Genomic DNA, 24883 nt, shown 5'->3' on the forward strand with positions numbered 1-24883 from the left:
GCCGACCCCCTCGCCGGACTCGGCTCGCTGCAGTACCAGTGGCCGGGCACCGCCGGCACCCTCGCACCGGGTCAGACGGTCGTCGCCACGGCGCCCTACACCGTGACCCAGACCGACGTGAACGCCGGCGCGATCACGAACACGGCCACCGCGAGCGGCGCGGGCGGCGGCACGACCGTGAGCGCCGGCTCGGGCACCGTGACGACGCCGACGGCCGCGATCGCCCCCGCCATCGCGGTGACGAAGGTCGGAACGCTGAGCGGTACGGGAGCCGCGGGCGACACGGTCAGCTACGCCTTCACCGTGCGCAATGCGGGAAACGTCACGCTGACCGGGGTCTCGCTCGTCGATCCGTTGATCGGTGCGGCACCGATCACGCTGACGGGATGGACCGGAGCAGCCGGAACGCTGCAGCCGGGGCAGAGCGTCTCGGGCACGGCGACCTACACGGTCAAGCAGACCGACGTCGACGCGGGCGCGGTCGCGAACACCGCCACGGCCTCGGGCGTGCCGCCGCGGGGAGCGGCTGTCAGCGGAACCGCCCCCTCGACCGTGCGGATCGCCGCAGTGCCGTCGATCTCCGTGCTCAAGACAGGCTCGATCACGGCGGGCGACGGCGGCGTCGGCAGCACCGCGACCTTCTCGTTCACGATCCGCAACTCGGGCAACGTCACGCTCAGCGGCATCACCCTCACCGATTCCCTCGCCGGTCTCAGCACTCCCGTCATCACGTGGCCGGGGGCTGCGAGCACCCTCGCACCCGGGCAGACCGCCACGGGGACCGCGACCTACACGATCCGCCAGACCGACGTCGACGCGGGGTCGGTGCGCAACACCGCGACCGTGAGCGGTCGCCCGCCAACGGGCGCCGTCGTCAGCGCGACCTCGACGGAAGCCGTGGTGTCGACGACCGCCGCCGCGCCGGGGCTGACCGTCAGCAAGAGCGCCACGACCGCCGGAGGCAACCGCGTCGGCGACGTCGTGACCTACACGATCCGGGCCGAGAACACCGGAAACCAGACGCTCACGGGCGTGACGGTGAACGACCCGCTGCCGGGTCTGTCGGCGCTCGCGATCACCTGGCCCGGTGCGACCGGTGTGCTCGCTCCCGGCCAGGCAGCCACCGCTCGAGCCACCTACGTCATCACCCAGAGCGACGTGAACGCGGGATCGGTGCGCAACCGCGCCGCCGCGACGGGGACGGCCCCGGGCGGAGTCGCCGTCGACGGCTCCTCGAACGAGCTCGTGACCCCGACCGCGACGGCGGCACCGCGCCTGACGCTCGACAAGACCGCCAGCCTCGCGCCGGGGGCCACCGGACGCGCGGGCGATGTCGTCACGTACAGCTTCACCGTGCGGAACGCGGGGAACGTCACGCTGACCGGTGTCGGCGTGGCCGACCCCTTGCCCGGTCTGTCGACCATCGCGTACACCGGGTGGCCTGGAGCAGTCGGCACCCTGCAGCCCGGTCAGAGCGTCACCGCGAGCGCGACCAGGGCTCTCACGCAGTCGGACGTCGACGCCGGCTCCGTCGCGAACACGGCGACGGCGACCGCCACGCCGCCGACCGGAGCGCCCGTGCAGGCGACAGCCGCCGCGACGCTGCCCGTCACCGCGGGGCCGCTCCTCACACTCGGCAAGACCGGCGTCTACACGCAGGGCGCCGGAGCCGTCGGCAGCATCATCACGTACACGTTCACCGCCCGGAACGCCGGCAACGTCACGCTCACGGGCGTGGCCGTCACCGACCCGCACGCGGGACTCGGCCCGATCGCTCTGAGCTGGCCGGGTACCGCGGGGACCCTCGCACCGGGAGAGCAGGTCGTGGGGACAGCGACCTACGTCGTGACCCAGGCCGATGTGGACGCGGGCACCGTGCGCAACACCGCTCGTGTCACCGGTGCTCCGCCGAGTGGCCCGGCCGTCGGCGCGGACTCGCCGACCGTCACGATCGCCACCGTGGCAGCGGGCCCCGCGCTCACCACGACCAAGTCGGCGACCGTGTCCGGCACCGGCGCCGTGGGCGATGTCATCGACTACACGGTCCGCGTCACGAACTCGGGCAACGTCACGCTGCGCAGCGTGGTGGTCACGGATCCGCTCATCGGCCTCACTCCCTTCACCTACACGTGGCCCGGCGATGCCGGCACCCTCGCCCCCGGGGCACAGGTGGTCGCCCGCGCGAGCCACACGATCACCCAGGCCGACGTCGACGCCGGATCCGTCGTCAACGTCGCGACCGGAAGCGCCCAGTCGCCGAGCGGCGTCGCGGTGTCGGCGGCATCCGCGACCGTGACGACGCCGACCGCGGCGGGTGACCCGCGCCTCCAGGTCGTCAAGTCGGGCGCGCTGCCCGCCGGCGCGACAGGGGTGGCCGGCGAGACGATCACCTGGACGGTGTCGATCCGCAACGTCGGCAACGTCACGCTGTCCGGCGTGAGCGCGACCGACTCGCTCCCGGGCATCAGCGACCTGACCTACGGCGCATGGCCGTCCGGCACGTCCGGGGTGCTCGCTCCCGGCGACGTGGTCACGGCGACCGCGACCTCGACGGTGCGTCAGACCGACGTCGACGCTGGGGCGGTGTCGAACGCGGCCACCGCGACGGGGACGCCGAGCAGAGGATCGGCGACCGCCGCGACCGGATCGGGCACCGTGCCGCTCACCTCGGCTCCCGCTCTCACCCTGCAGAAGGCCGGCGCCTACACCTCCGGCTCGGGGGCCGTGGGCGACACGATCACCTACACCTACACCGTGCGCAACGCGGGGAACGTGACCCTCACGGGCGTCGCCGTCGCGGATCCGCACAGCGGACTCTCGACGATCTCGTACGGCGCCTGGGCGTCGGGTACGCCGGGCACGCTCGCACCGAACCAGACGGTCACGGCCACGGCGACCTACCAGGTGCGCCAGAGCGACGTGAACGCCGGATCGATCTCGGACACCGCGACCGTCACGGGGCGCCCGCCGACGGGGGCGGCCGTGTCGGCGACCTCGCAGACGGTGGTGCTTCCGACCACGGCGTCCGCACCCGGCATCCTCACGACGAAGACCGCCGCCGTGAGCGGCGCCGGGCAACTCGGCGATCTCATCACGTACACGATCCGCGCGACGAACTCCGGGAACGTCACCCTGACCGGGGTTGCGATCTCCGACCCCGCTCCCGGGCTGAGCCCGCTCGCCTACGGACCGTGGCCGGGCGCCAGCGGAACGCTGCAGCCCGGCGAGTCCGTGACGGCCACGACCACCCACCGCATCACGCAGGCCGACCTCGACACGGGATCCGTGACGAACACGGCCACCTCGACCGGCACGCCGCCGACCGGACCAGCCGTGAGCGATCCGTCCGACGCCGTCGTGACGCCGACCGCCGCGCAAACCCCCGACATCGAGGTCGTCAAGACCGGAACGCTGCGAGGCGGAGCCACCCCGCGGGCAGGCGACACCGTGGCCTACTCGTTCTCGCTGCGCAACTCCGGCAACGTCACTCTCACCGGGGTCGCTCTGACCGACCTCGAGCCCGCCGTGTCCCCTCTCGTCTTCTCGTGGCCGGGTGAAGCGGGTACCCTCGCGCCCAATCAGGTCGTCACCGCGACGGCCATCTACACGCTGACGCAGGCGGACGTGGACGCCGGGAGCGTGGCCAACGTGGTCACCGGCACCGCCTCGGCTCCCGGCGGCGCCGCCGTCGAGGAGTCCGACGACGTCACGATCCCGCTCAGCGCAGCACCGTCGATCTCCGTCGAGAAGACGGGCACGGTGCTGGGAGACGGTGTCGCAGACGGCGAGGCCGGCGACGACATCCGGTTCGACTTCGTCGTCGTCAACACCGGCAACGTCACGCTCACCGACGTCGAGCTCGCCGAGAGCATCCCCGGCCTGGTGCCGACGATCACCTGGCCGGATGCCGCGACGCCCGGCGTCCTGGCGCCGGGCGCTCAGGCGACCGCCGTCGCGACGTACGAGATCACGCAGGCCGACGTGAACGCCGGCTCGGTGTCGAACACCGTGACCGCCTCCGGCGCGCCGCCCTCGGGCGACGAGGTCTCCGCCACCGATTCCGTCGACGTCGCCACCGGCGCACAACGCGCCGAGCTGCGCCTCACGAAGGCGGGGAGCACTCTTCCGGGCGAGGCGGGACTCGGCGACGTGATCACCTACGCGTTCACGGTCAGCAACACGGGCAACGTCACCGTGACCGGAGTCGCGATCACGGATCCTCTGGCAGGTCTGTCGACGATCGCCGTCACCTGGCCGGGCACCGCCGGAGTGCTGAACCCCGGCGAGAGCGCGACGGCCACCGCGACTCTCGCGATCACCCAGCAGCACATCGACGACGGACGAGTGCTCAACACGGCGACCGCCGCCGGCACCGCGCCGGGCGGTCCGGTCACCACCGCATCGCCGCAGAGCGTCGTGCCGGTCGTGGCCGCCGCACCCGCGGTCGCGGTCACGAACAGCGGATCGCTGCCACCCGGCTCCGCGGCGGGGTCGACCGTCACCTGGACGTACACGCTGCAGAACACGGGCAACGTCACGCTGACGGGCGCCGCCCTGAGCGATGCGCTCGCGGGGACGAGCGCGCCCGCGTACCAGTGGACAGGGCCGGTGGGAGTGCTTGCGCCTGGCGCATCGGTGACGGCCACCGCCACCACCGTGCTCACCCAGGCCGACGTCGACGCGGGGTCCATCGTCAGCGTCGTGACGGGCCGCGGTACCGCGCCCTCCGGGGCCGTGGCGACCGCGACGGCGCCCGCCACCGTGCCGATCTCGTCGACCGCGGGCCTCACTCTCGACAAGACCGCATCGCGCGACTCCGACCTCGCGGTGGGAGACGTCGTCACCTACACGTTCACGGTCACGAACGGCGGCACGACCACCATCGACGCGATCGCCCTCAGCGACCCGCTGCCCGGTCTCTCGCAGATCACCGTCGGCGCCTGGCCGGGGGCGACCGGAGTGCTCCGACCCTCGGAGACGGTCGCCGCCACAGCGACCTACACGGTCACGCAGGCGGACGTCGACGCCGGCGGAGTCACCAACACCGCCACGGTCTCCGGCCTCAGCCCCTCCGGTACGCCGGTCACGGCATCCGACTCCGTCGCTCTCGCCACCGAGGATCGTGCACCCGCGCTCTCGCTGACCAAGGACGACGCGCTCTCGGGCACGGGCGCGCTGGGAGACTCGATCGCGTACACGTTCACGATGCGCAACACCGGGAACACGACGATCACCGGCGCCGGCCTCACCGATCAGCTCGAGGGGCTGTCGGGCATCGTCTTCGGCGCGTGGCCGAGCGGCGAGACCGGCGTGCTCGCCCCGGGCGATGAGGTCACGGCGTCGGCGCGGTACACGGTGACGCAGGGGGATGTCGACGCGGGCGAGGTCGTCAACGTCGCCCGCGCGTTCGGGACCGCTCCCGGAGCCGTCGCTGTGGCCTCCGCCGACGCCACAGCGACGACGCCGCTCGCCGATGCGACGCCGACGCTCACGGCGACGAAGCGCGGCTCGCTGGCCCCCGGCGCGACCGGCCGAGCGGGCGACACCGTGGAGTTCCGCTTCTCGGTCGTCAACACCGGCGACGTCACCGTGAGCGAGGTCGCATTCGACGACGCGCTCTCGGGTCTCAGCCCGCTGACCGTCTCGTGGCCCGACCCCGCTCGGCCCGGCGTCCTCGCGCCCGGCGCGGAGGCGACAGCCACCGCCACCTACACGCTCCTGCAGTCCGACGTCGATGCCGGGGCCGTCTCGAACGCCGTCACCGTCACCGGAACCCCTGTCCGCGGCACTCTCGCCCCGGCCACCGCGACGGCCACCGTCCCGATCACCCCCGGAGCCGCGTTGTCTGCGGTGAAGTCGGGTGTGTTGGGTGTGGGTGGTATCGGTGTGGTGGGTGACACGGTGGAGTACGAGGTGGTGGTGACGAATACGGGGAATGTGACGGTCACGGATGGTGTGTTGGTGGATCCGATGGTGGGTCTGTATGACGTGTCGATCGTGTGGCCGGATGCGTCGCGGCCTGGTCGTGTGGGTGTGGGGGAGCAGGCGACGGGTCGGGGGAAGTATGACTTGACGCAGGCGGATGTGGATCGTGGGTTCGTGGAGAATACGGCGTCGGTGGCGGCGCGGACTCCTGGTGGGGGTCGTGTGGCGGCGGATACGAACACGGTGCGGGTGAATACGGTTCTTCCGGCTCCGGGGTTGGTGGTGTCGAAGTCGGGTGTGGCGTCGGGGTCGGGCGCGGTGGGTGATGTGGTGTCGTATGAGTTCGGGGTGACGAACTCGGGCAATGTAACGGTGTCGGGTGTGGTGTTGTCGGATGCGGTGCCGGGGGTGGTGTTGTCGGATGTGGTGTGGCCGGTGGCGGGTGCTCCTGGTGTGATCGCTCCGGGGGAGACGGCGACGGCTGTGGGGTCGTATGTGATCACGCAGGCGGATGTGGATGCGGGGCGTGTGGTGAACACGGCGACCGCGTCGGGTACGCCCGCGCGCAGTGAGCCGATCACGGTGTCCTCGCCGGAGAGCATCGTCCCCACCCAGACCACCGCACCTCGCCTCTCGGTCGTCAACGGCGGACGCCTCGCCGACGGCGCGACCGGGCGAGCCGGTGACGTCGTGACCTGGACGTACGTGCTGACCAACGACGGCAACGTCACGCTCAGCGGCGTCGCCCTCGCCGACGCCCTCGCCGGCGCCGGGGCACCGGCCTACGTCTGGACGACCCCGGTCGGAGTCCTCGGTCCGCGCGAGTCGGTCAGGGCCACGGCCACGTACACGCTGACGCAGGCCGACGTCGACGCCGGCGGTGTGACGAGCCTCGTCACGGGAACCGGCACGCCTCCCAACGGCGGCGCCCCCGTCACGGCATCCGCGCCAGCCACGGTTCCGCTCACCGCCGCACCCGCGCTCGTCGTCACGAAGGACGACCTCCCGTCCGGTGGGGCTGCCGGCGACACGATCGACTACTCCTTCACGATCGAGAACCGCGGGAACGTGACGCTCTCGGGCGTCGTGCTCGCCGACTCGCTCCCCGGTCTCAGCACCCCCGTCATCACCTGGCCGACCGTCGACCGCGTGCTCGCACCCGGCGAGGTCGCCACGGCGACAGCGACCTACGTCGTCAGGCAGGCCGATGTCGATGCCGGTTCGGTCGCGAACACGGCGACGGCGAGCGCGACCGCCCCCGGTGGGGACGCCGTGACCGCGACCTCGGCCGAGGTCGTCACCGCACTGGACGACGCGGCACCCGCCGTGGAGACGACCAAGTCGGCGGCACTCGCGACCGGCGGAACGGGAGCGGTCGGCGACGTGATCGAATACACCGTCACCGTCCGCAACGCCGGCAACGTGACCCTCGACGACGTGGGCATCGTCGACGAGCTGGAGGACCTCTCCGACATCGCGGTGGTCTGGCCGGGCGCCGAGGGCGTGCTCGCTCCGGGCGAGACGCTCATCGGGACGGCGCGCTACGTCATCACGCAGGCCGACGTCGACCGCGGCGGGGTCGCGAACATCGCCACCGGTTCCGGCACCGACCCCTCGGGTTCCGTCGTATCGGACGACTCCGACCGCGTGGTCGTGCCGACCGTGGCAGCCGCACCGAACGCGACCCTGACCAAGTCCGGCGTCCTGGAGCCCGGCGCGACAGGTCGTGCCGGCGACACCGTCCGCTACACGTTCCAGGTCGTCAACACCGGCAACGTGACGCTGCGCGATGCGGGGCTCGCGGATCCGCTCGTCGGGCTCTCGCCGATCGAGGTCGTGTGGCCGGCCGAGGCCGGGGTGCTCGCGCCCGGGGCATCGGCCAGCGCGACCGCCGAGTACGAGCTGACTCAGGCCGACGTCGATCGTGGACGCGTCGACAACACCGCCGTGCTGACCGCGACGGCACCCGACGAATCGGCCCTCCAGCGCACGGCCTCAGCCACCGTCCCGATCGCGGAGGACGCCGAACTCACCACGGTCAAGAGCGGACGCCTGCTCGAGCCCGGCATCGGAGCCGTGGGAGACGTGATCGAGTACCGGCTCGTCGTGACGAACACCGGGAACGTGACCGTTCAGGAGGGGCGGCTGATCGACCGGCTCGCCGGACTCTCGCTGCCCGAGATCGACTGGCCGGGTGCCGAGGGCGAGCTCCTCGTGGGAGACACGGTCGTCGGCACGGCGAGGTACACCCTCACACAGGCCGACATCGACCGCGGATTCGTCCGCAACGTCGCGGGCGTCGAAGCTGTGACCGAGCAGGGCACGATCGTCGTCGCCGACTCCAACCCCGTCGTGATCAACACCGTGCAGCCCGCGGCTGCGCTGACCGTCGTGAAGGACGGAGTGATCGACGGCGACGGGGGCGTCGGCGGAACCGTCGACTACACGTTCCGCATCACGAACTCGGGCAACGTCACGGTGAGCGCCATCACGCTCGTCGACCCGATGCCCGGCCTCAGCACGCCGGAGATCGACTGGCCGGGCACGCCCGGCGTGCTCGCTCCGGGTCAGTCGGCCACGGCCGCGGCCGACTACACGATCACGCAGACCGACGTCGATGCGGGTTCCATCGCGAACGCGGCGACGGCGAGCGGCAGCTCCCGCGGCGGACCCGTCACGAGTCCCGCAGGCATCGAGACCGTCGACACCCAGGGCATCCGGGCATCGATCGTCGTGACGAAGGACGCCGATCTCGACCCCGCGGCGGAGGGAGTGGCCGGCGACATCGTCACCTGGACCTACTCGCTGCAGAACACCGGCAACGTGACGCTCACCGGAGTCTCGCTCACGGATCGCCTCGCGGGATCGACGGCTCCGCAGTACGTCTGGCCCGACCCGGCCCGCCCCGGTGTGCTGCTCCCCGGCCAGACGGTGACGGCCACCTCGGCATACGAGCTGACCCAGGCCGACGTCGACCGGGGAACGGTGGCGAGCGCGGTCGACGGCACGGGTCGCCCTCCTCGCGGTGCTGACGTCGCGGGCTCCGCCACGGCATCCGTCCAGATCGCCGCCCGCCCCGGCCTGGCTGCGACGAAGGCCGGAACGGTCGACGGCGCGGGCGGGGTCGGCGACCGGATCGACTACTCGTTCGGCATCACCAACACCGGAAACGTCACGCTCACACTCGTCGACCTCGTCGACGCACTCGCGGGCGTCAGCTCTCCGACCTTCGACTGGCCGGGGGAGCCGGGGGTGCTGCTGCCCGGCGAGACCGTCGACGCGACAGCCGATTACACGATCACCCAGGCCGACGTGGACCGAGGGTCGGTGACGAACATCGCCACGGCCAGCGGCAAGCCTCCGGTCGGCGACACCATCACGGCGAGCACGCCGGCGACGGAGACCACCGTCGCGAGCGCTGCCCCGGCCCTGCTGACGGGCAAGACGGCCACGCTGCGCGGTGACGGATCCGTCGGGGACATCGTCGACTACGCATTCACGATCGAGAACACCGGCAACGTCACCGTCTCGGGCATCACGCTCAGCGACCCGCTGCCCGGCCTCTCCGTCCCGACGCTGCGCTGGCCCGACGCCCCGGGAGTCCTCGCCCCGGGTGAGGTCGCGACGGCGACCGCCAGCTACGCCATCGTGCAGGCCGACGTCGATGCGGGCGAGGTCGTCAACCAGGCGACCGCCGCCGGAACGTCACCGGCCGGAGCGGCGGTCGTCGCCCTGTCGGATGCCGTCCGCACGCCGACGGTCGATCGCGACCCCGCTATCGCCGTGGAGAAGGCCGGAGCGCTCACCGCCGGATCGACCGGTCAGGTCGGCGAACTGGTGCAGTTCGGTTTCCGCATCGTCAACACCGGGAATCAGACGCTCCGCGACGTCGCGCTGTCCGACGCCCTCCCCGGGATGAGTGCGATCGAGATCACCTGGCCGAGCGACGCCCCGGGTGCCGAAGGCGTGCTGCCCGTCGGCTCCGAGGCACGCGGCACGGCCACCTACGTGCTCACGCAGACCGACATCGACGCCGGAGCGGTGTCGAACGCGGTCGACGCCTCCGCCACCGCACCGGACGGCACCACGGTCGACGCCCTCGACGGCGTGACCGTCGTCATCCCGCGCACTCCCGCGTTGTCTGCGGTGAAGTCGGGTGTGTTGGGTGTGGGTGGTATCGGTGTGGTGGGTGACACGGTGGAGTACGAGGTGGTGGTGACGAATACGGGGAATGTGACGGTCACGGATGGTGTGTTGGTGGATCCGATGGTGGGTCTGTATGACGTGTCGATCGTGTGGCCGGATGCGTCGCGGCCTGGTCGTGTGGGTGTGGGGGAGCAGGCGACGGGTCGGGGGAAGTATGACTTGACGCAGGCGGATGTGGATCGTGGGTTCGTGGAGAACACGGCGTCGGTGGCGGCGCGGACTCCTGGTGGGGGTCGTGTGGCGGCGGATACGAACACGGTGCGGGTGAATACGGTTCTTCCGGCTCCGGGGTTGGTGGTGTCGAAGTCGGGTGTGGCGTCGGGGTCGGGCGCGGTGGGTGATGTGGTGTCGTATGAGTTCGGGGTGACGAACTCGGGCAATGTGACGGTGTCGGGTGTGGTGTTGTCGGATGCGGTGCCGGGGGTGGTGTTGTCGGATGTGGTGTGGCCGGTGGCGGGTGCTCCTGGTGTGATCGCTCCGGGGGAGACGGCGACGGCTGTGGGGTCGTATGTGATCACGCAGGCGGATGTGGATGCGGGGCGTGTGGTGAACACGGCGACCGCGTCGGGTACGCCTGCGCGCAGTGAGCCGATCACGGTGTCCTCGCCGGAGAGCATCGTCCCCACCCAGACCACCGCACCGGCCGTGTCCGTGCAGAACTCGGGTGCTCTGGCTCCCGGGGCGACGGGCCGTGCGGGTGATGTGGTCACGTGGACGTATGTGCTGACGAACGACGGCAACGTCACGCTCAGCGACGTCGCCCTCGCCGACGCCCTCGCCGGCGCCGGGGCACCGGCCTACGTCTGGCAGGGCACGGAGGGTGTCCTGGTGCCCGGGCAGTCGGTCAGGGCCACGGCGACCTATACGCTGACGCAGGCGGATGTGGACGCGGGCAGCGTGTCGAGCATCGTGACGGGAACCGGCACGCCTCCCAACGGCGGGGCTCCCGCGACGGCCACCGCGCCCGCGACGGTGTCGCTCGCCCCTGCGCCCGGACTCGTCTTCACGAAGACCGCCGCTCTCGCGGCACCCGGCGCCAACGGAGCCGGGGACGGCGTCACCTTCGCCTTCCGCATCGAGAACACCGGCACGGTGACGCTCTCCGGCATCGCGATCACGGATGAGCTCGCGGGTGTGGGAGCCGTCACCGTCGACTGGCCGGGCACCGCGGGCGTGCTCGCCCCCGGACAGGTCGCGACAGGCACCGCGCCGTACGCGATCACGCAGGAGGATGTCGACCGGGGCACGGTGCAGAACACCGCATCCGTCCGCGCGACGACCCCGGCCGGCGCGGTGCTGACCGCGCGCTCGACGACCGAACCGCTGCCGACCGCCGCGCAGGCGCCGTCCATCCGCACGGTGAAGGGCGGCGCTTATGTGACGGGCTCCGGCGGCGTCGGAAGCGTCATCGAGTACACGTTCGACATCACCAACACGGGCAACGTCACGCTCCGACTCATTCGTTTGCAGGACGATCTGCAGGGCCTCAGCACGCCGCAGATCGAGTTCCCGTCGGCCACCGGCATCCTGCCGCCCGGCGGCACGGCGAACGGCATCGCGCGGTACACCGTGACGCAGGCCGACGTCGACGCCGGGTCGATCAGCAACGTGGCGACCTCCTTCGGCACGTCACCCCGCGGAGTCGTCGTCTCCGACAGCTCGGAGCCCTTCACCATCCGCACGGACGATCCGACAGCTCCCGAGCAGGCGATCCGCACGACGCAGACCGCTCAGCTCGCGGCGGGCGACACCGGGGTGCGCGGCGACACGATCGAATACACCTTCACGATCGAGAACACCGGCAACACGACTCTCACCGGTGTGACGCTCAGCAACACGGTCGACGCTCTCACCGGACTCACCTACACGTGGCCGTCGGCGGCGAACCCCGGTCGACTGCTGCCGGGGCAGATCGTCACGATCACGGCAGCGCACCTCGTCACTCAGCCCGACGTGGATGCCGGAACCGTGCGCAACGTCGCGACAGGCGCCGGTACGACTCCGGCCGGCGACACGGTCACGCACCGCTCGCCGGTGACGATCATCCCGCTCGCGGGCGGCACGGGCGCGCTCGAGGTCGAGAAGGCGGGCACGCGCCTGGGTGACGGCGCTCTCGGGTCCGAGGTCAGGTACGACTTCGTGATCCGCAACACCGGAACGCTCACGCTCTCGTCCGTGGCGCTGAGCGACCCGCTCGAGGGGCTGTCCGACATCGTCTACGGCACCTGGCCGTCGGCCGAGGGACGCCTCGGCCCCGGTCAGTCGGTGACCGCCACCGCGACCTACACGGTGCAGCAGAGCGACATCGACGCGGGCTCCGTGCGGAACACCGCGACGGGCACTGCGCTCACGCCCGGCGGCGACGCCGTCACCGTGGAGTCGCCCGAGTCCGTGGTGCCGACGGTCGGTGCCGCCCCGTCGATCGACCTCGAGAAGACGCAGCTGCTCGCTGCCGGAGCGACCGGTCGTCCGGGAGACCGGGTCGACTACTCGTTCACGATCGTGAACACCGGGAACGTGACCCTGCGCGGAATCACGCTCACCGACGGGCAGGCAGGACTCACCGGACTCCGGATCACGTGGCCGGGAGCCGACGGCGTGCTGGCCCCCGGAGCGACCGCGACCGCCAGCGCGACGTACGTCCTCACTCAGGCGGACGTCGATGCCGGACGCATCGGCTCCACGGCGACCGCGACAGGCGACGGCGGTGGGACGATCGTCAGCGACGACGACGCCGGCGAGAACGTGATCGCGGCAGCTCCGGCGCTCTCGCTCGAGAAGACGGCCGAACTCCTCGGCGCCGCCCAGCAGGGCGGGACCGTGCGCTACCTCGTCACCGTCACGAACACGGGGAACGTCTCACTCGGCGACATCGCGGTCACCGACGACCTCGCCGGCCTCGGCGCCCCCACGGTCACGTGGCCCGGCGTGCCCGGCGTGCTCGGATCCGGGGAATCCGCGACGTTCTCGGCCGACTACGTCATCACCCTCGCCGACGTGACCCGCGGACACATCGACAACACGGCATCCGTCGTGGGAACGCCCCCGGGCGGCGGGCAGGTCGACGCGACCGACAGTGTGCGGGTCGATGTGCCGAACGAGCCGCGCATCACTCTCGGCATGAGCATCTCGGTGCAGGACGGTCAGCAGGGCTTCGCGGGCGACACGCTCGTCTTCCGCTACACCGCGACCAACACCGGGACGACGATCCTCACGGGCGTCACGATCCGCGATCCCTATCCGGGACTCTCGGCCCTGACGTACTCGTGGCCGGGCGAGCCCGGTGTGCTGCTGCCGGGGCAGAGCGTCACCGCCGTCGCGACGGTCGTCATCACCCCGGCCATGGAGGGCACCGTGGTAACGTCGCGAGCCGTGGTGTCGAGTGTGGAGGCGGATTCCGGGGTGCCGGTGACCGATGTCGCCGCCGACTCCGTGCGGCTCCCCGAGCCGTCGCCGATCGGTCTGCTGCCCTTCACCGGCGGCGGTGACCCGGCACCGCTGGTCGGCGGGGCCGCCGTGATCCTCCTGGGCGGCCTCGTGCTGCTCCTCATCGGCCGCCGGCGGCGCGACTCCCGGACCCAGAACCTCTCCTCCTAGCGACACCGCACTGAAAGGCGACACGATGCAGAACCACCGCACCTCTCCGCAGATCACCACCGGCCGTCGCACGGCAGCCACGGGGGTGCTCGCAGCGGGGATCGCCCTGACCCTCGGTCTCGTGCTCGCCGGGTGCACGGACACCGCCCCGGAGCCCACTCCCACGCCGACGGCATCGGAGGAGGCACAGGCCGGAGTCACCGACATCGTCGACACCCCGGGCTCCGGTGAAGGGCTCGAAGGGGCCCTCGCGGATGCAGAGGTCAAGACCTGCGAGCTCGCCGGAGACCACTGGGAGGTCGCGGGCACCGTGACGAACTCCAGCGCCGCGGCGGCGTCGTACCGGATCTACGTCTCGCTCCTCACCGAGGGCGGCGACACGCGCTCGCTCACGCAGGTCGACGTCGAGCCCATCGATGCCGGCGCGAGCGCGGACTGGGAGACGACGGTCGCCGTGCAGGACGAGACGCTCGACTGCGTCCTGCGCGTCGAGCGCTACGCGTCCTGACCCGTCGCGCTCGTCGCGCTCGTCACGAGGAGCGCGACGAGCGCCTCAGCTCGTCGTAGGCGGCGAGTGCCGCCTTCCGCGTCTCGCCGAGGTCGACGATCGGATCGCTCGGCGCATCGGAGGCCCACTCGGAGACGTACAGGCCCTGCTGGTCGAACTTCTTCGCCTGCAGCTCCGGGTTGAAGATCCGGAAATACGGGGCGGCGTCCGCGCCGGATCCTGCGACCCACTGCCAATTGAACGGGTTGTTCGCGCCGTCGGCGTCGACGAGCGTGTCCCAGAACCACTCCTCGCCTCTGCGCCAGTCGATCATCAGGTTCTTGATGAGGAAGGATGCCGTCACCATGCGCACGCGGTTGTGCATGTAGCCGGTGCGCCACAGCTCGCGCATCCCGGCGTCCACGAGCGGGATGCCGGTCTCGCCCCGCTCCCACGCCCGCAGGTGCGACGGCCGCAGGCGGGGCCAGGGGAAGGCGTCGAACTCGCTGCGGAGGTTCTTCGTCGCGAGGTCGGGGAAGTGGAACAGGGTGTGCCAGGCGAACTCGCGCCAGCCGAGCTCGGAGAGGAAACCCGCGGCGCCCTCGGTCTCGACCGCCTCGTGCCACACCGTGAAGGGACTCAGCTCGCCCCACCGCAGCCGGGGCGAGAGCTGAGAGGTCGCGCCGGCGGACGGCTCGTCACGGGCGCGGTCGTAGGAGCCCAGATCCTCGCGGAGGAAGGTGCGCAGCCGAGCACGAGCGGCCTGCTCGCCCGGCTCCCAGGTGTCGCGGAGACCCCCCGCCCAGTCGGGACTCGTCGGCAGCAGCTGCCAGTCGTCCAGGTCGTCGGATGCCGGTGGTCGACTGACCCCGTCGAGACTCCGGGGAGCGGGAAGCGGAGCCCGCGGCGCGGGGAGCGCGCGCGCCGCCCGCCAGAACGGCGTGAAGACCGAGAAGTGGGTCCCGCTGCCGGTCTTGACGGTCCACGGCTCATGGAGCAGGGAGCCGGCGAAGGACGCGACCTCGATGCCGTCCTCCCGCAGCGACGACTTCAGGTGGGCGTCGAGCTCCCGTTCGGGGCCGCCGTACCGGCGGTTCCAGAAGACCGCGGAGGCCCCGATGTCGTCGACGACTCCGCGGACCACGTCGCGCGCCGGCCCGCGGCGGAGGATCAGCTGTGCGCCGAGGTCGGCGATGTGGTCGCGGAGAGAGGCCAGCGAGTGATGCAGCCACCAGCGTGCCGCCCCGCCCAGGGGGCGGATGCCGTCGGACTCCTCGTCGAGCACATACAGGACGACGAGTGGCTCGTCTCGATCGATCGCGGCACGCAATGCCGGGTTGTCGGCGACGCGCAGATCGTCGCGGAGCCAGACGAGCGAGGGGGAGGACATGGCCCTATTGTCTTACCGTCCACGCACGGATGAGCGGTGTCGGCCCTGACCTCGACGCCGCCCTGTGCGCGCTGTATGCTTCGGCTCGCTCGTCGACCACAGCGCCCACGCCACGAGGACCGGCTGCAGGATGAGGCGACCGAGACGACGACGGTCGGTGTCGAGACCGGGAGCCGAACGGCCCGTCCGCCACTGATGCACGTTGCCGGGGAAGACGGCGACGAAGAAGGCGGCGGCCGCCACACCGACGCGGCGGCGCTCGTGAGGCAGCGCGACGAGCGCCGCGCCGAGGCCGACCTCGACCGTGCCGGACGCCACGACGATCGCGTCCTTGTCGAGTCGCGTGAGCCGCGTCGCCCAGTCCGGCACGACGATCCGGAACCCGCGGGTGCTGACGAAGTGCATCACCCCGGCCGCCGCGAGCAGGAGGGCGAGCGACCAGCGTGCGACGTCTTTGAGCATGCGCCCACGCTACCGTGGCGGTATGACCCTGCTCCGCATCAGCATTCTCTTCGTGCTCGCCGCCGCTGCGGAGATCGGCGGCGCATGGCTCATCTGGCAGTCGGTCAAAGAAGACCGCGGGTGGATGTTCGCCGTGCTCGGCGTCATGGCGCTCGGGGCGTACGGCTTCCTCGCCGCCCTGCAACCCGACGCGAACTTCGGACGCGTCCTCGCGTCGTACGGCGGCGTGTTCATCGCCGGCTCCCTGGCGTGGGGGATCATCGTCGACGGCTTCAAGCCGACCCTGTGGGACTGGATCGGATCAGCGGTCGCCCTCGTCGGCGCCGCGATCATCATCCTCGCCCCGGCCGCCTCCTCGGCCGACGCGCAGGGGGCGCTGTAGCGGTCGGCGGGCACCGGGCATGCGAGTAGCCTAGATCGAGACCCAGATGGAGTGTTCCGTGCCTGAAGATGCCCAGCCGAAAGACGGCTTCGCCCTGTTCTCCGACCGTTCCGTCGTCGCCATGCGCGTCGACGGGGTGCTCAAGGACCTCGCCGCCACCGTGACCGACGCCGACGAGGTCGAGCCGGTCACGATCGACAGCCCCGAGGGGCTCGACATCCTGCGCCACTCCACCGCGCACGTCCTCGCGCAGGCCGTGCAGCGCATCAACCCCCAGGCAAACCTGGGCATCGGTCCTCCTGTCGCCGACGGCTTCTACTACGACTTCGGCGTGGACGAGCCGTTCACACCCGACGACCTGAAGGCCATCACGAAGGAGATGCAGCGCATCGTCCGTGAGGGCCAGCGCTTCGTGCGCCGCGTCGTCACCGACGAGGAGGCGCGCGCCGAGCTCGCCGACGAGCCGTTCAAGCTCGAGCTCATCGGACTCAAGGGCGGCAAGGAGGCTGCCGAGGGCGCCTCCGTCGAGGTCGGCGAGGGCGAGCTCACCATCTACGACAACACCACTCGCGATGGGGAGGTGGTCTGGAAGGACCTCTGCCGCGGACCCCACCTGCCCAACACGCGCATGATCGGCAACGGGTGGGATCTGACGCGCATCGCCGCCGCGTACTGGCGAGGCAGCGAGAAGAACCCGCAGCTGCAGCGCATCTACGGCACGGCCTGGCCGTCGAAGGACGAGCTGCGTGCCTACAAGGAGCGCCTCGCCGAGGCGGAGCGTCGTGATCACCGCAAGCTCGGCAGCGAGATGGATCTGTTCTCGTTCCCCGACGAGATCGGCTCGGGGCTCGCGGTCTTCCACCCCAAGGGCGGGATCATCCGCTACGAGATCGAGGAGAACCTGCGCAAGCACCTGCTGCGCAACGGCTACGACCTCGTGAACAGCCCGCACATCACGAAGAAGGACCTCTTCATGACGTCGGGACACCTGCAGACCTACGCCGACGGCATGTTCCCGCCGATGCACCTCGACGAGGCCGTCGACGACGAGGGCAACGTCACCCGCCAGGGCCAGGACTACTACCTGAAGCCCATGAACTGCCCGTTCCACAACCTGATCTTCCGTTCGCGCGGGCGCTCCTACCGCGAGCTGCCGCTGCGGCTCGCCGAGTTCGGCACCGTCTACCGCTACGAGAAGAGCGGCACGCTCTCGGGCCTCACCCGGGTCCGCGGTCTGACGCAGGACGACGCGCACATCTACGTCGCCCAGGATCAGGTCAAGGAAGAGCTCACCACCAACCTGAACCTCGTGCTGGATCTGCTGCGCGACTACGGGCTCAACGACTTCTACCTCGAGCTCTCGACCAACGAGGAGGGCAACCCGAAGTTCCTCGGTGAGCCGGAGCAGTGGTCGACGGCTATCGACACGCTGCGCGAGGTCGCCATCGAGTCCGGGCTCGAGCTCGTCGCCGACCCCGGTGGAGCGGCGTTCTACGGCCCGAAGATCTCGGTGCAGGCCCGCGACGCCATCGGCCGCACCTGGCAGATGTCCACGATCCAGCTCGACTTCAACCAGCCGGACCGCTTCGAGCTCGAGTACACCGGATCCGATGGGCAGAAGCACCGTCCGGTGATGATCCACCGGGCGCTGCTCGGTTCGGTCGAGCGCTTCTTCGCGATCCTCCTCGAGCACTACGCGGGCGACTTCCCGCTGTGGCTGGCGCCGAGCCAGGTGATCGGCGTCCCGGTCGCGGAGCAGTACGGCGAGTACCTCGACGATGTGATCGGGCAGCTCCGCGCGGCCGGCGTGCGCGCGGACGTCGACCACTCCGACGACCGCATGCAGAAGAAGATCCGCAATCACACCACAGCCAAGGTGCCGGTCATCCTGATCGTCGGCGAGCAGGACCGCGCCGCCGGCACCGTGTCGTTCCGCTTCCGCGACGGCACCCAGGAGAACGGCGTGCCCGTGGCGGACGCCGTCCGCCGCATCCGTTCCGCGATCGAGACCCACGCCCTCGTGCTGAAGGCCGGAGACCTGGCGTGACCGACGAGCGCTCCTCCGTCGAGGACGCCGGTCTGCTGGCCGGCGTCCCCGACGAGTTCCAGCGGCTGTGGACCCCGCACCGGATGGCGTACATCCAGGCGGGTCCGGAGCCCCTGCGCGAGGAGTGCCCGTTCTGCGAAGCGCCGAAGTATCCGGATGCCGAGCGACTGATCGTCGCGCGCGGCGAGACCGCCTACGTGCTGCTGAACCTCTTCCCGTACAACTCGGGGCACCTGCTGGTCTGCCCGTACCGTCACATCGCGACGTACGATCAGGCCACCGCCGAGGAGGTCGCGGAGATCGGCGAGCTGACGCAGATCGCCATGCGCGTCCTGCGCGAGGTGTCGCGGTGCGACGGGTTCAACCTCGGGATGAACCAGGGCGCCGTCGCCGGAGCGGGGGTCGACGCGCACCTCCACCAGCACGTGGTGCCGCGGTGGACCTCCGATGCGAACTTCTTCCCGATCATCGCGAAGACGAAGGCACTGCCGCAGCTGCTCGGCGAAGTGCGCGAGGCGGTCTCCGCCGCCTGGCCCACCCCTGATCGGGACGTTGAGCGGGCCCCCTCCCCGGGTCGTTGAGCGCGCCCCCCGGGTCCTCGAGCGGGCCCCTTCCCGGGTCGTCGAGCGAGCCGCCTCCCCGGGTCGTTGAGCGAGCGAAGCGAGACGAAACGCGCGCTGCGCCTCAGCGCACCTGTCGTGCGGTGAACTGCATGCGCGGGTTCGCGTAGAACTCCTGCGCCTCGATCAGCTGCAGCTCCCGCTCGCCGGACTCGAGGGTGAGGCTCAGCAGATCGAACACGCTCGACGCTGTGCGCTCGAGCGCGAGCTTCGCGTCGCCGGTCTCGCCGTAGTGCGCGGTGAACAGGGCAGCCGTCACGTCGCCGGAGCCGTTGGCCTTCATCGGCAGTCGAGGTGTCTGCACGAGCCACGCGCCCTGCGCGTCGGCCACGAGCATCTCGATGGTGCCTTCCTCGCGGTCGGGACGCTCGACGCTCGTCACGAGAACCGTGCTCGGCCCCATCGCCATCGCGAGGTCGACGGAGGCGAGCGTGGACTCCAGGGTGTCGGGCTCTGTCTCGGTGAGGAATCCCAGTTCGAACTGGTTGGGCGTGATGATGTCGGCGACGGGCACGACCTTCTCGCGCAGCAGGACGGGGATCGCCGGGGCGACGAAGCATCCGGACTTGGCGTTGCCCATCACGGGGTCGCAGGCGTAGACGGCAGCCGGATTGGCGGCCTTCACGCGCGAGACGGCGTCGATGATCACGTCGCCGATGCCCTCACCGCCCTGATACCCGCTGAGCACGGCGTCGATCTCGCCGAACACGCCGCGCTCCTCGATGCCGGTGATGACCTCGCGCACGTCGTCGGGGGAGATGAGCGGGCCGCGCCAGGCACCGTACCCGGTGTGGTTGGAGAAGTTCACGGTGTAGACGGGCAGCACCTCGACGCCGATGCGCTGCAGGGGGAACACGGCCGCGGAGTTGCCGACGTGTCCGTAGGCGACGGCGGACTGGATGGAGAGGACCTTCATTCCTCGATCCTTTCGTGAGGGGCGGGTCGGTTCCCGCGGGGGTCGGTCATCGGGTCGCCGCGACGAGATCGGCGACGAGCGTCTCTGCGTCCTCGTCGGACAGGTCGTGCACGGTGAGTCGCAGATGCTGCGAGGGCTCGGCGCGGTCGTCGAGCGCGAACTCGTCGCCCGTTCGGGCGAGCCAGCCGCGGCGCATCAGACGCTCGGCGACCGCGCGGGCGGGTTTCGGGAGCCGCACCCAGAGGCTCAGGCCGTCCGTCGACGGGGAGTCGAGTCCCGCGTCGCGGAGGCGGGCGGCGAACGACTCGTTGCGGGCGGCGTAGTGCTCCCGAGCCGTGGTGATGCGGGCGACGGCATCGGGGTTCGTCAGCTGCGCCAGCGTGAGCCGCTGCAGCAGGTGGCTGACCCACGTCGTGCCGGGGCTGAGCCGCATGGCGAGGCGCTCGGCGGTGGTCGGATCCGTCGCGGCGATGGCCAGGCACATGTCGGGGCCGAGGAACTTCGACACCGACCGCACGAGCGCGAAGCGTCGATGCTCCGGCCCGATCAGGGTCTCGTACTCCCGTTGCGACAGCATCGAGAAGTGATCGTCCTCGATGAGCAGCACGTAGGGGTGGTCGGCGAGCGCGGCGCGCAGGTCGGCGGCGCGTCGGGCGGTGAGGCTCGTGCCCGTCGGGTTCTGCGCCCGCGGGGTGCAGATGACGGCACGCACTCCGGCGTCGAGCGCGGCGCGGAGGCCCTCGACCGTCATGCCCTCGTCGTCGACGGGGACGGGGACGGCGCGGTAGCCGCCGAGGCGGACGGTGTGGATGCTGGCGAGGAAGCACGGGTCCTCCAGGGCCACCGCGTCGTCGCGCATGAGCGCCTGCGCCAGGAGCCTCTCCACGGCGTCGACCGCACCGCTCGTGACGGTGATGCGGAATCCGGTGTCGCCGAGGTCTCCTGCGATCCACTCCCGCGCCCACGACTCCAGGCCTCGGTCGATCACGGGCTCGCCGTAGAGGACGGGGCGACCGGCGACGGTCGCGAGCGCCGCCGACGGGTCGGGGATGAGGCGCGGATCGGGGTTCCCGGTGCCGACGTCGCGCAGCACGGTGTCGGCGGCGAAGCCCTCCTGGGCGACGGACTCGTGACCGGCGATCACGGTGCCGGCGCGTCCGCGCGAGACCACGAGGCCCGCCTGGGCGAGCTGACGATAGGCGGCGACGGCGGTGTTGCGGTTCACTCCGAGCATGGCGGCGAGTTCGCGCACCGGGGGGAGAGGGCTGCCCGCACCGAGCACGCCGCGGTCGCGCAGGTCGCGCACGCTGTCGGCGATGTCGGCCGCCGTCGCTCCGATGATCTGGTCGCTCATGTGTCCTCAGGTCGATTCTAGGTCGTCCGGGACAGTGCTATCGTTTGGCCTAGATCAAACATTGACAGGAGTCAGTCATGGCCGAACAGACCACCACCGGATCCTCGCGCGTCAAGCGCGGCCTCGCCGAGATGCTCAAGGGCGGCGTCATCATGGACGTCGTCACTGACGAGCAGGCGAAGATCGCAGAGGATGCCGGAGCCGTCGCCGTCATGGCGCTCGAGCGTGTGCCCGCCGACATCCGTGCCCAGGGCGGCGTCTCGCGCATGAGCGACCCCGACATGATCGACAGCATCATCGACGCCGTCTCGATCCCGGTGATGGCGAAGGCGCGCATCGGCCACTTCGTCGAGGCGCAGGTGCTGCAGGAGCTCGGTGTCGACTACATCGACGAGTCCGAGGTGCTCTCGCCGGCCGACTACGTGAACCACATCGACAAGTTCGGGTTCACGGTGCCGTTCGTGTGCGGTGCGACCAACCTGGGCGAGGCTCTGCGCCGCATCAACGAGGGCGCGGCGATGATCCGCTCGAAGGGCGAAGCCGGCACCGGCGACGTCTCCGAGGCGATGAAGCACATCCGGAAGATCCGCGGAGAGATCGCGGCGCTGACGGCGCTGCCGAAGGACGAGCTCTTCGTCGCCGCGAAGGAGCTCCAGGCGCCCTACGAGCTCGTGGCCGAGATCGCCGAGACCGGCACGCTCCCCGTCGTCCTGTTCGTCGCCGGTGGCGTCGCGACGCCCGCTGATGCAGCCATGATGATGCAGCTCGGCGCCGACGGCGTGTTCGTGGGCTCGGGCATCTTCAAGTCGGGCAACCCCGCCGAGCGCGCCAAGGCCATCGTCAAGGCGACCACCTTCTACGACGACGCGAAGGTCATCGCCGAGGTGTCGCGCGGTCTGGGGGAGGCCATGGTCGGCATCAACGTCTCGGACCTCCCCGCGCCGCACCGTCTCGCCGAGCGTGGCTGGTAACCCGCGGGTCGGGGTCCTGGCCCTGCAGGGCGACGTGCGCGAGCACGCCGCCCTGCTCGCGGAGCTCGGCGCCGAGGTCACGCTTGTACGCCGCCCCGGCGAGTTGGCGCAGGTCGACGGCCTGGTGATCCCTGGTGGCGAGTCCACCGTGATCGACAAACTGTCGCGCCTCTTCGAGATGCAGGCGCCGATCCGCGACGCGATCCGCGACGGCATGCCGGTCCTGGGCACGTGCGCCGGGCTCATCCTGCTCGCGGACCGGCTCGTGGACGCGATCGAGGGCCAGGAGTCCTTCGGCGGCCTCGACGTGACGGTGCGCCGCAACGCGTTCGGACGCCAGGTCGAGTCCTTCGAGGCGCGGCTCACGGTGGCGGCGCTCGGGGGCGACCCGGTGCGGGCAGCGTTCATCCGCGGCCCCGTGGTGGAGAGCGTCGGCCCTGCGGCATCCGTGCTCGCGGCTCTCGACGACGGCCGCGTCGTCGCCGTCGAACAGGGCGCGCTGCTCGGTCTCAGCTTCCACCCGGAGATCACGGGCGAGACGCGGTTCCACGAGCGCTTCCTCGACACCGTCCGCACGCGCTGAGGCCGGCGTCCACGGGTCGTTAGGCTCGTCGGATGACGTCCTCGGCGCGCGAATGGCAGATGATCGCACTCAACACCATGCACATGAACCTGCAGCGGCTCTACGTGTTCGACCGACGTCCACGATCCCGCGGCGTCGCCCCGTGATCAGGCCGCGCTCGGCGCGGCCCACGTCTACGCTGCCGATGCGCAGACGAAGGGCGAGCGGCAGACGGCCGAAGCGGTCGGGGACGAGAGCGAGGCCGATCGGCTGCGCCAGTACGCTCCGATGATGATGACGCTCGTCCAGCAGGCGAACGCCGCGGTCGGCGTGAGCGCGCAGGGCGAACCGGGAGAGCAGGAGCAGGGCTTCATCGCGGAGCATGTGCGCGTCGCGCTGGGGGACCGCCCCCGTGTGATGCTGCAGGTCGGAGCGATCCCGGTGATGCTCGCGGGACGTGATCCGCGCGACTGACGCTCGCGCGCTGACAAGGCGCGGAACGGGCCGCGGCCCCGTTCGATAGACTGGTCGACGCCCTGGGCGAGTCCCCGGGCGGATACGACGAGCGGAGAGTTATGTCCGGGCATTCCAAGTGGGCCACGACCAAGCACAAGAAGGCCGTCATCGACGCGCGCCGTGCCAAGTCGTGGGCGAAGCTCATCAAGAACATCGAGGTCGCCGCCAAGCTCGGCGGTCCCGACCTCGCCGGCAACCCGACGCTGTTCGACGCCGTGCAGAAGGCCAAGAAGACGTCTGTCCCGAAGGACAACATCGACCGCGCGGTCAAGCGCGGCGCGGGCATCGGCGGCGAGGCCGTCGAGTACACCTCGATCATGTACGAAGGGTACGGACCCAACGGAGTGGCGCTCATGATCGAGTGTCTGACCGACAACAAGAACCGCGCGGCCGCCGAGGTCCGCACGGCGCTCAGCCGCAACGGCGGCACGCTGGCCGATCCGGGCAGCGTCGCCTACAACTTCAGCCGCAAGGGAGTCATCGTCGTGAACTCCGAGGGCACCACCGAGGATGACGTCATGATGGCGGCTCTAGAGGCAGGCGCCGAGGAGATCGAGCCGCACGCCGAGGGCTTCGAGATCGTCACCGAGGCCACGGACCTCGTCACCGTGCGGTCGGCTCTGCAGGACGCCGGCATCGACTACGAGTCGGCAGACGTGGAGTTCGTTCCCAACCTCAAGGTCGAGATCGACGCCGACACCGCACGCAAGGTGTTCCGTCTCATCGACGCCCTCGAGGACAGCGAGGACGTGCAGAACGTCTTCACGAACTTCGACCTCACCCCCGAGGTGCAGGCCGAACTCGAGAACGACGAGGACTAGGCGCGCCGGATCCGGGTCGGACGCCGAGCGGCTTAGCCTGGGGGAGTGACCTCCTCGCTGCGCGTGCTCGGCATCGATCCCGGCCTGACCCGCTGCGGCATCGGCGTCGTCGATGTCGACCGCGCCCGCCGCGGGACGCTCGTGCACGTCGGTGTGATCCGCTCGTCCCCCGATGCGCCGATCGGCGAGCGTCTGGCTGCCGTCGCCGCCGGCATCCGCGAGGTTCTCGCGGCGCATCGACCAGACGCGGTGGCCGTTGAGCGCGTCTTCGCGCAGCAGAACACCCATACCGTCATGGGAACGGCGCAGGCGAGCGGTGTCGCGCTGCTCCTCGCTGCCGAAGCGGGTCTCCCGGCTGCGACCCACACGCCGAGCGAGGTGAAGGCGGCGGTGACCGGCTACGGCTCCGCCGACAAGAAGCAGGTCCAGGCCATGATCGCCCGTATCCTGCGCCTCGACGAGCCTCCGCAGCCGGCGGATGCGGCCGACGCGCTGGCCATCGCTCTGTGTCACGCCTGGCGGCGCGGCTCGGCATCCGCGCCCGGCGCCGACGCGCTCACCCCCGCTCAGCGGACGTGGGCGGATGCCGAGCGTGTCGCTCGAACATACGTACGATCGCGCGTCTAG

Annotated in this window: 14 protein-coding genes; 10 read left to right on the plus strand and 4 right to left on the minus strand. The window is 70.9% G+C overall.

Annotation, left to right across the window (positions count from 1 at the left end):
* The first annotated feature begins 102 nt into the window (after positions 1-102).
* Positions 103-13728, plus strand: coding sequence for an AraC family transcriptional regulator (locus MRBLWO14_RS17800; RefSeq protein ID WP_341934385.1), 13626 nt, complete (start codon positions 103-105; stop codon positions 13726-13728).
* Positions 13729-13753: 25 nt separating this feature from the next.
* Complete coding sequence (locus MRBLWO14_RS17805; RefSeq protein WP_341934386.1) at positions 13754-14236, plus strand: hypothetical protein; 483 nt, start codon at positions 13754-13756, stop codon at positions 14234-14236.
* A 22-nt stretch (positions 14237-14258) separates the two neighbouring features.
* Here the strand turns inward: MRBLWO14_RS17805 and MRBLWO14_RS17810 are convergent, their stop codons facing one another.
* Positions 14259-15605, minus strand: coding sequence for a deoxyribodipyrimidine photo-lyase (locus MRBLWO14_RS17810; RefSeq protein ID WP_341934387.1), 1347 nt, complete (start codon positions 15603-15605; stop codon positions 14259-14261).
* A gap of 12 nt (positions 15606-15617) precedes the next feature.
* On the minus strand, positions 15618-16067 hold the full coding sequence (locus MRBLWO14_RS17815; protein WP_341934388.1) for a hypothetical protein: 450 nt from the start codon (positions 16065-16067) through the stop codon (positions 15618-15620).
* A 22-nt stretch (positions 16068-16089) separates the two neighbouring features.
* On the opposite strand from MRBLWO14_RS17815, the gene MRBLWO14_RS17820 reads away from it, so the two are divergent.
* From MRBLWO14_RS17820 to MRBLWO14_RS17830, 3 genes are read left to right on the plus strand one after another with little or no spacing between them, the layout of a single operon-like run.
* Positions 16090-16449: a YnfA family protein gene (locus MRBLWO14_RS17820; RefSeq protein WP_341934389.1), complete on the plus strand. Its 360-nt coding sequence runs from the start codon at positions 16090-16092 to the stop codon at positions 16447-16449.
* A gap of 46 nt (positions 16450-16495) precedes the next feature.
* Complete coding sequence (gene thrS / locus MRBLWO14_RS17825) at positions 16496-18496, plus strand: threonine--tRNA ligase (protein ID WP_341934390.1); 2001 nt, start codon at positions 16496-16498, stop codon at positions 18494-18496.
* Positions 18493-19077: an HIT domain-containing protein gene (locus MRBLWO14_RS17830; protein WP_341934391.1), complete on the plus strand. Its 585-nt coding sequence runs from the start codon at positions 18493-18495 to the stop codon at positions 19075-19077. The genes thrS and MRBLWO14_RS17830 overlap by 4 nt, the downstream gene beginning before the upstream one ends.
* Before the next feature lie 103 nt (positions 19078-19180).
* On the opposite strand, the gene pdxY is transcribed toward MRBLWO14_RS17830, so the two are convergent.
* Positions 19181-20032 (minus strand): pyridoxal kinase PdxY, encoded by an 852-nt coding sequence (gene pdxY, locus MRBLWO14_RS17835; protein WP_341934392.1) that lies wholly within the window; start codon positions 20030-20032, stop codon positions 19181-19183.
* Positions 20033-20078: 46 nt separating this feature from the next.
* Positions 20079-21386, minus strand: coding sequence for an aminotransferase class I/II-fold pyridoxal phosphate-dependent enzyme (locus MRBLWO14_RS17840; protein ID WP_341934393.1), 1308 nt, complete (start codon positions 21384-21386; stop codon positions 20079-20081).
* Between the two features lie 77 nt (positions 21387-21463).
* Here MRBLWO14_RS17840 and pdxS point away from each other — a divergent pair, with 77 nt between their 5' ends.
* The 5 genes from pdxS to ruvC all read left to right on the plus strand — a co-directional run bounded on the left by pdxS (position 21464) and on the right by ruvC (position 24883).
* Positions 21464-22357 (plus strand): pyridoxal 5'-phosphate synthase lyase subunit PdxS, encoded by an 894-nt coding sequence (gene pdxS / locus MRBLWO14_RS17845; protein WP_341934394.1) that lies wholly within the window; start codon positions 21464-21466, stop codon positions 22355-22357.
* The gene (pdxT, locus tag MRBLWO14_RS17850; protein WP_341934395.1) at positions 22347-22940 is read left to right on the plus strand and encodes a pyridoxal 5'-phosphate synthase glutaminase subunit PdxT; all 594 of its coding nucleotides are present in this window, start codon (positions 22347-22349) and stop codon (positions 22938-22940) included. The genes pdxS and pdxT overlap by 11 nt, the downstream gene beginning before the upstream one ends.
* Before the next feature lie 270 nt (positions 22941-23210).
* The gene (locus tag MRBLWO14_RS17855; protein WP_341934396.1) at positions 23211-23393 is read left to right on the plus strand and encodes a hypothetical protein; all 183 of its coding nucleotides are present in this window, start codon (positions 23211-23213) and stop codon (positions 23391-23393) included.
* A gap of 101 nt (positions 23394-23494) precedes the next feature.
* Positions 23495-24256 carry a YebC/PmpR family DNA-binding transcriptional regulator gene (locus MRBLWO14_RS17860; RefSeq protein ID WP_341934397.1) on the plus strand — a complete coding sequence of 254 codons (762 nt, stop codon included), beginning with the start codon at positions 23495-23497 and terminating at the stop codon, positions 24254-24256.
* Positions 24257-24301: 45 nt separating this feature from the next.
* Positions 24302-24883 (plus strand): crossover junction endodeoxyribonuclease RuvC, encoded by a 582-nt coding sequence (gene ruvC, locus MRBLWO14_RS17865; RefSeq protein WP_341934398.1) that lies wholly within the window; start codon positions 24302-24304, stop codon positions 24881-24883.

This window comes from Microbacterium sp. LWO14-1.2 (assembly GCF_038397715.1).
Lineage (GTDB): Bacteria > Actinomycetota > Actinomycetes > Actinomycetales > Microbacteriaceae > Microbacterium.

Excerpts from the sequence above, each read along its gene's own strand:
- MRBLWO14_RS17805 (WP_341934386.1), top strand. The coding sequence starts at position 13,754 with ATGCAGAACCACCGCACCTCTCCGCAGATCACCACCGGCCGTCGCACG.
- MRBLWO14_RS17810 (WP_341934387.1), bottom strand. The coding sequence starts at position 15,605 with ATGTCCTCCCCCTCGCTCGTCTGGCTCCGCGACGATCTGCGCGTCGCC.
- MRBLWO14_RS17815 (WP_341934388.1), bottom strand. The coding sequence starts at position 16,067 with ATGCTCAAAGACGTCGCACGCTGGTCGCTCGCCCTCCTGCTCGCGGCG.
- MRBLWO14_RS17820 (WP_341934389.1), top strand. The coding sequence starts at position 16,090 with ATGACCCTGCTCCGCATCAGCATTCTCTTCGTGCTCGCCGCCGCTGCG.
- thrS (WP_341934390.1), top strand. The coding sequence starts at position 16,496 with ATGGAGTGTTCCGTGCCTGAAGATGCCCAGCCGAAAGACGGCTTCGCC.
- pdxY (WP_341934392.1), bottom strand. The coding sequence starts at position 20,032 with ATGAAGGTCCTCTCCATCCAGTCCGCCGTCGCCTACGGACACGTCGGC.
- MRBLWO14_RS17840 (WP_341934393.1), bottom strand. The coding sequence starts at position 21,386 with ATGAGCGACCAGATCATCGGAGCGACGGCGGCCGACATCGCCGACAGC.
- pdxS (WP_341934394.1), top strand. The coding sequence starts at position 21,464 with ATGGCCGAACAGACCACCACCGGATCCTCGCGCGTCAAGCGCGGCCTC.
- MRBLWO14_RS17855 (WP_341934396.1), top strand. The coding sequence starts at position 23,211 with ATGATGACGCTCGTCCAGCAGGCGAACGCCGCGGTCGGCGTGAGCGCG.
- MRBLWO14_RS17860 (WP_341934397.1), top strand. The coding sequence starts at position 23,495 with ATGTCCGGGCATTCCAAGTGGGCCACGACCAAGCACAAGAAGGCCGTC.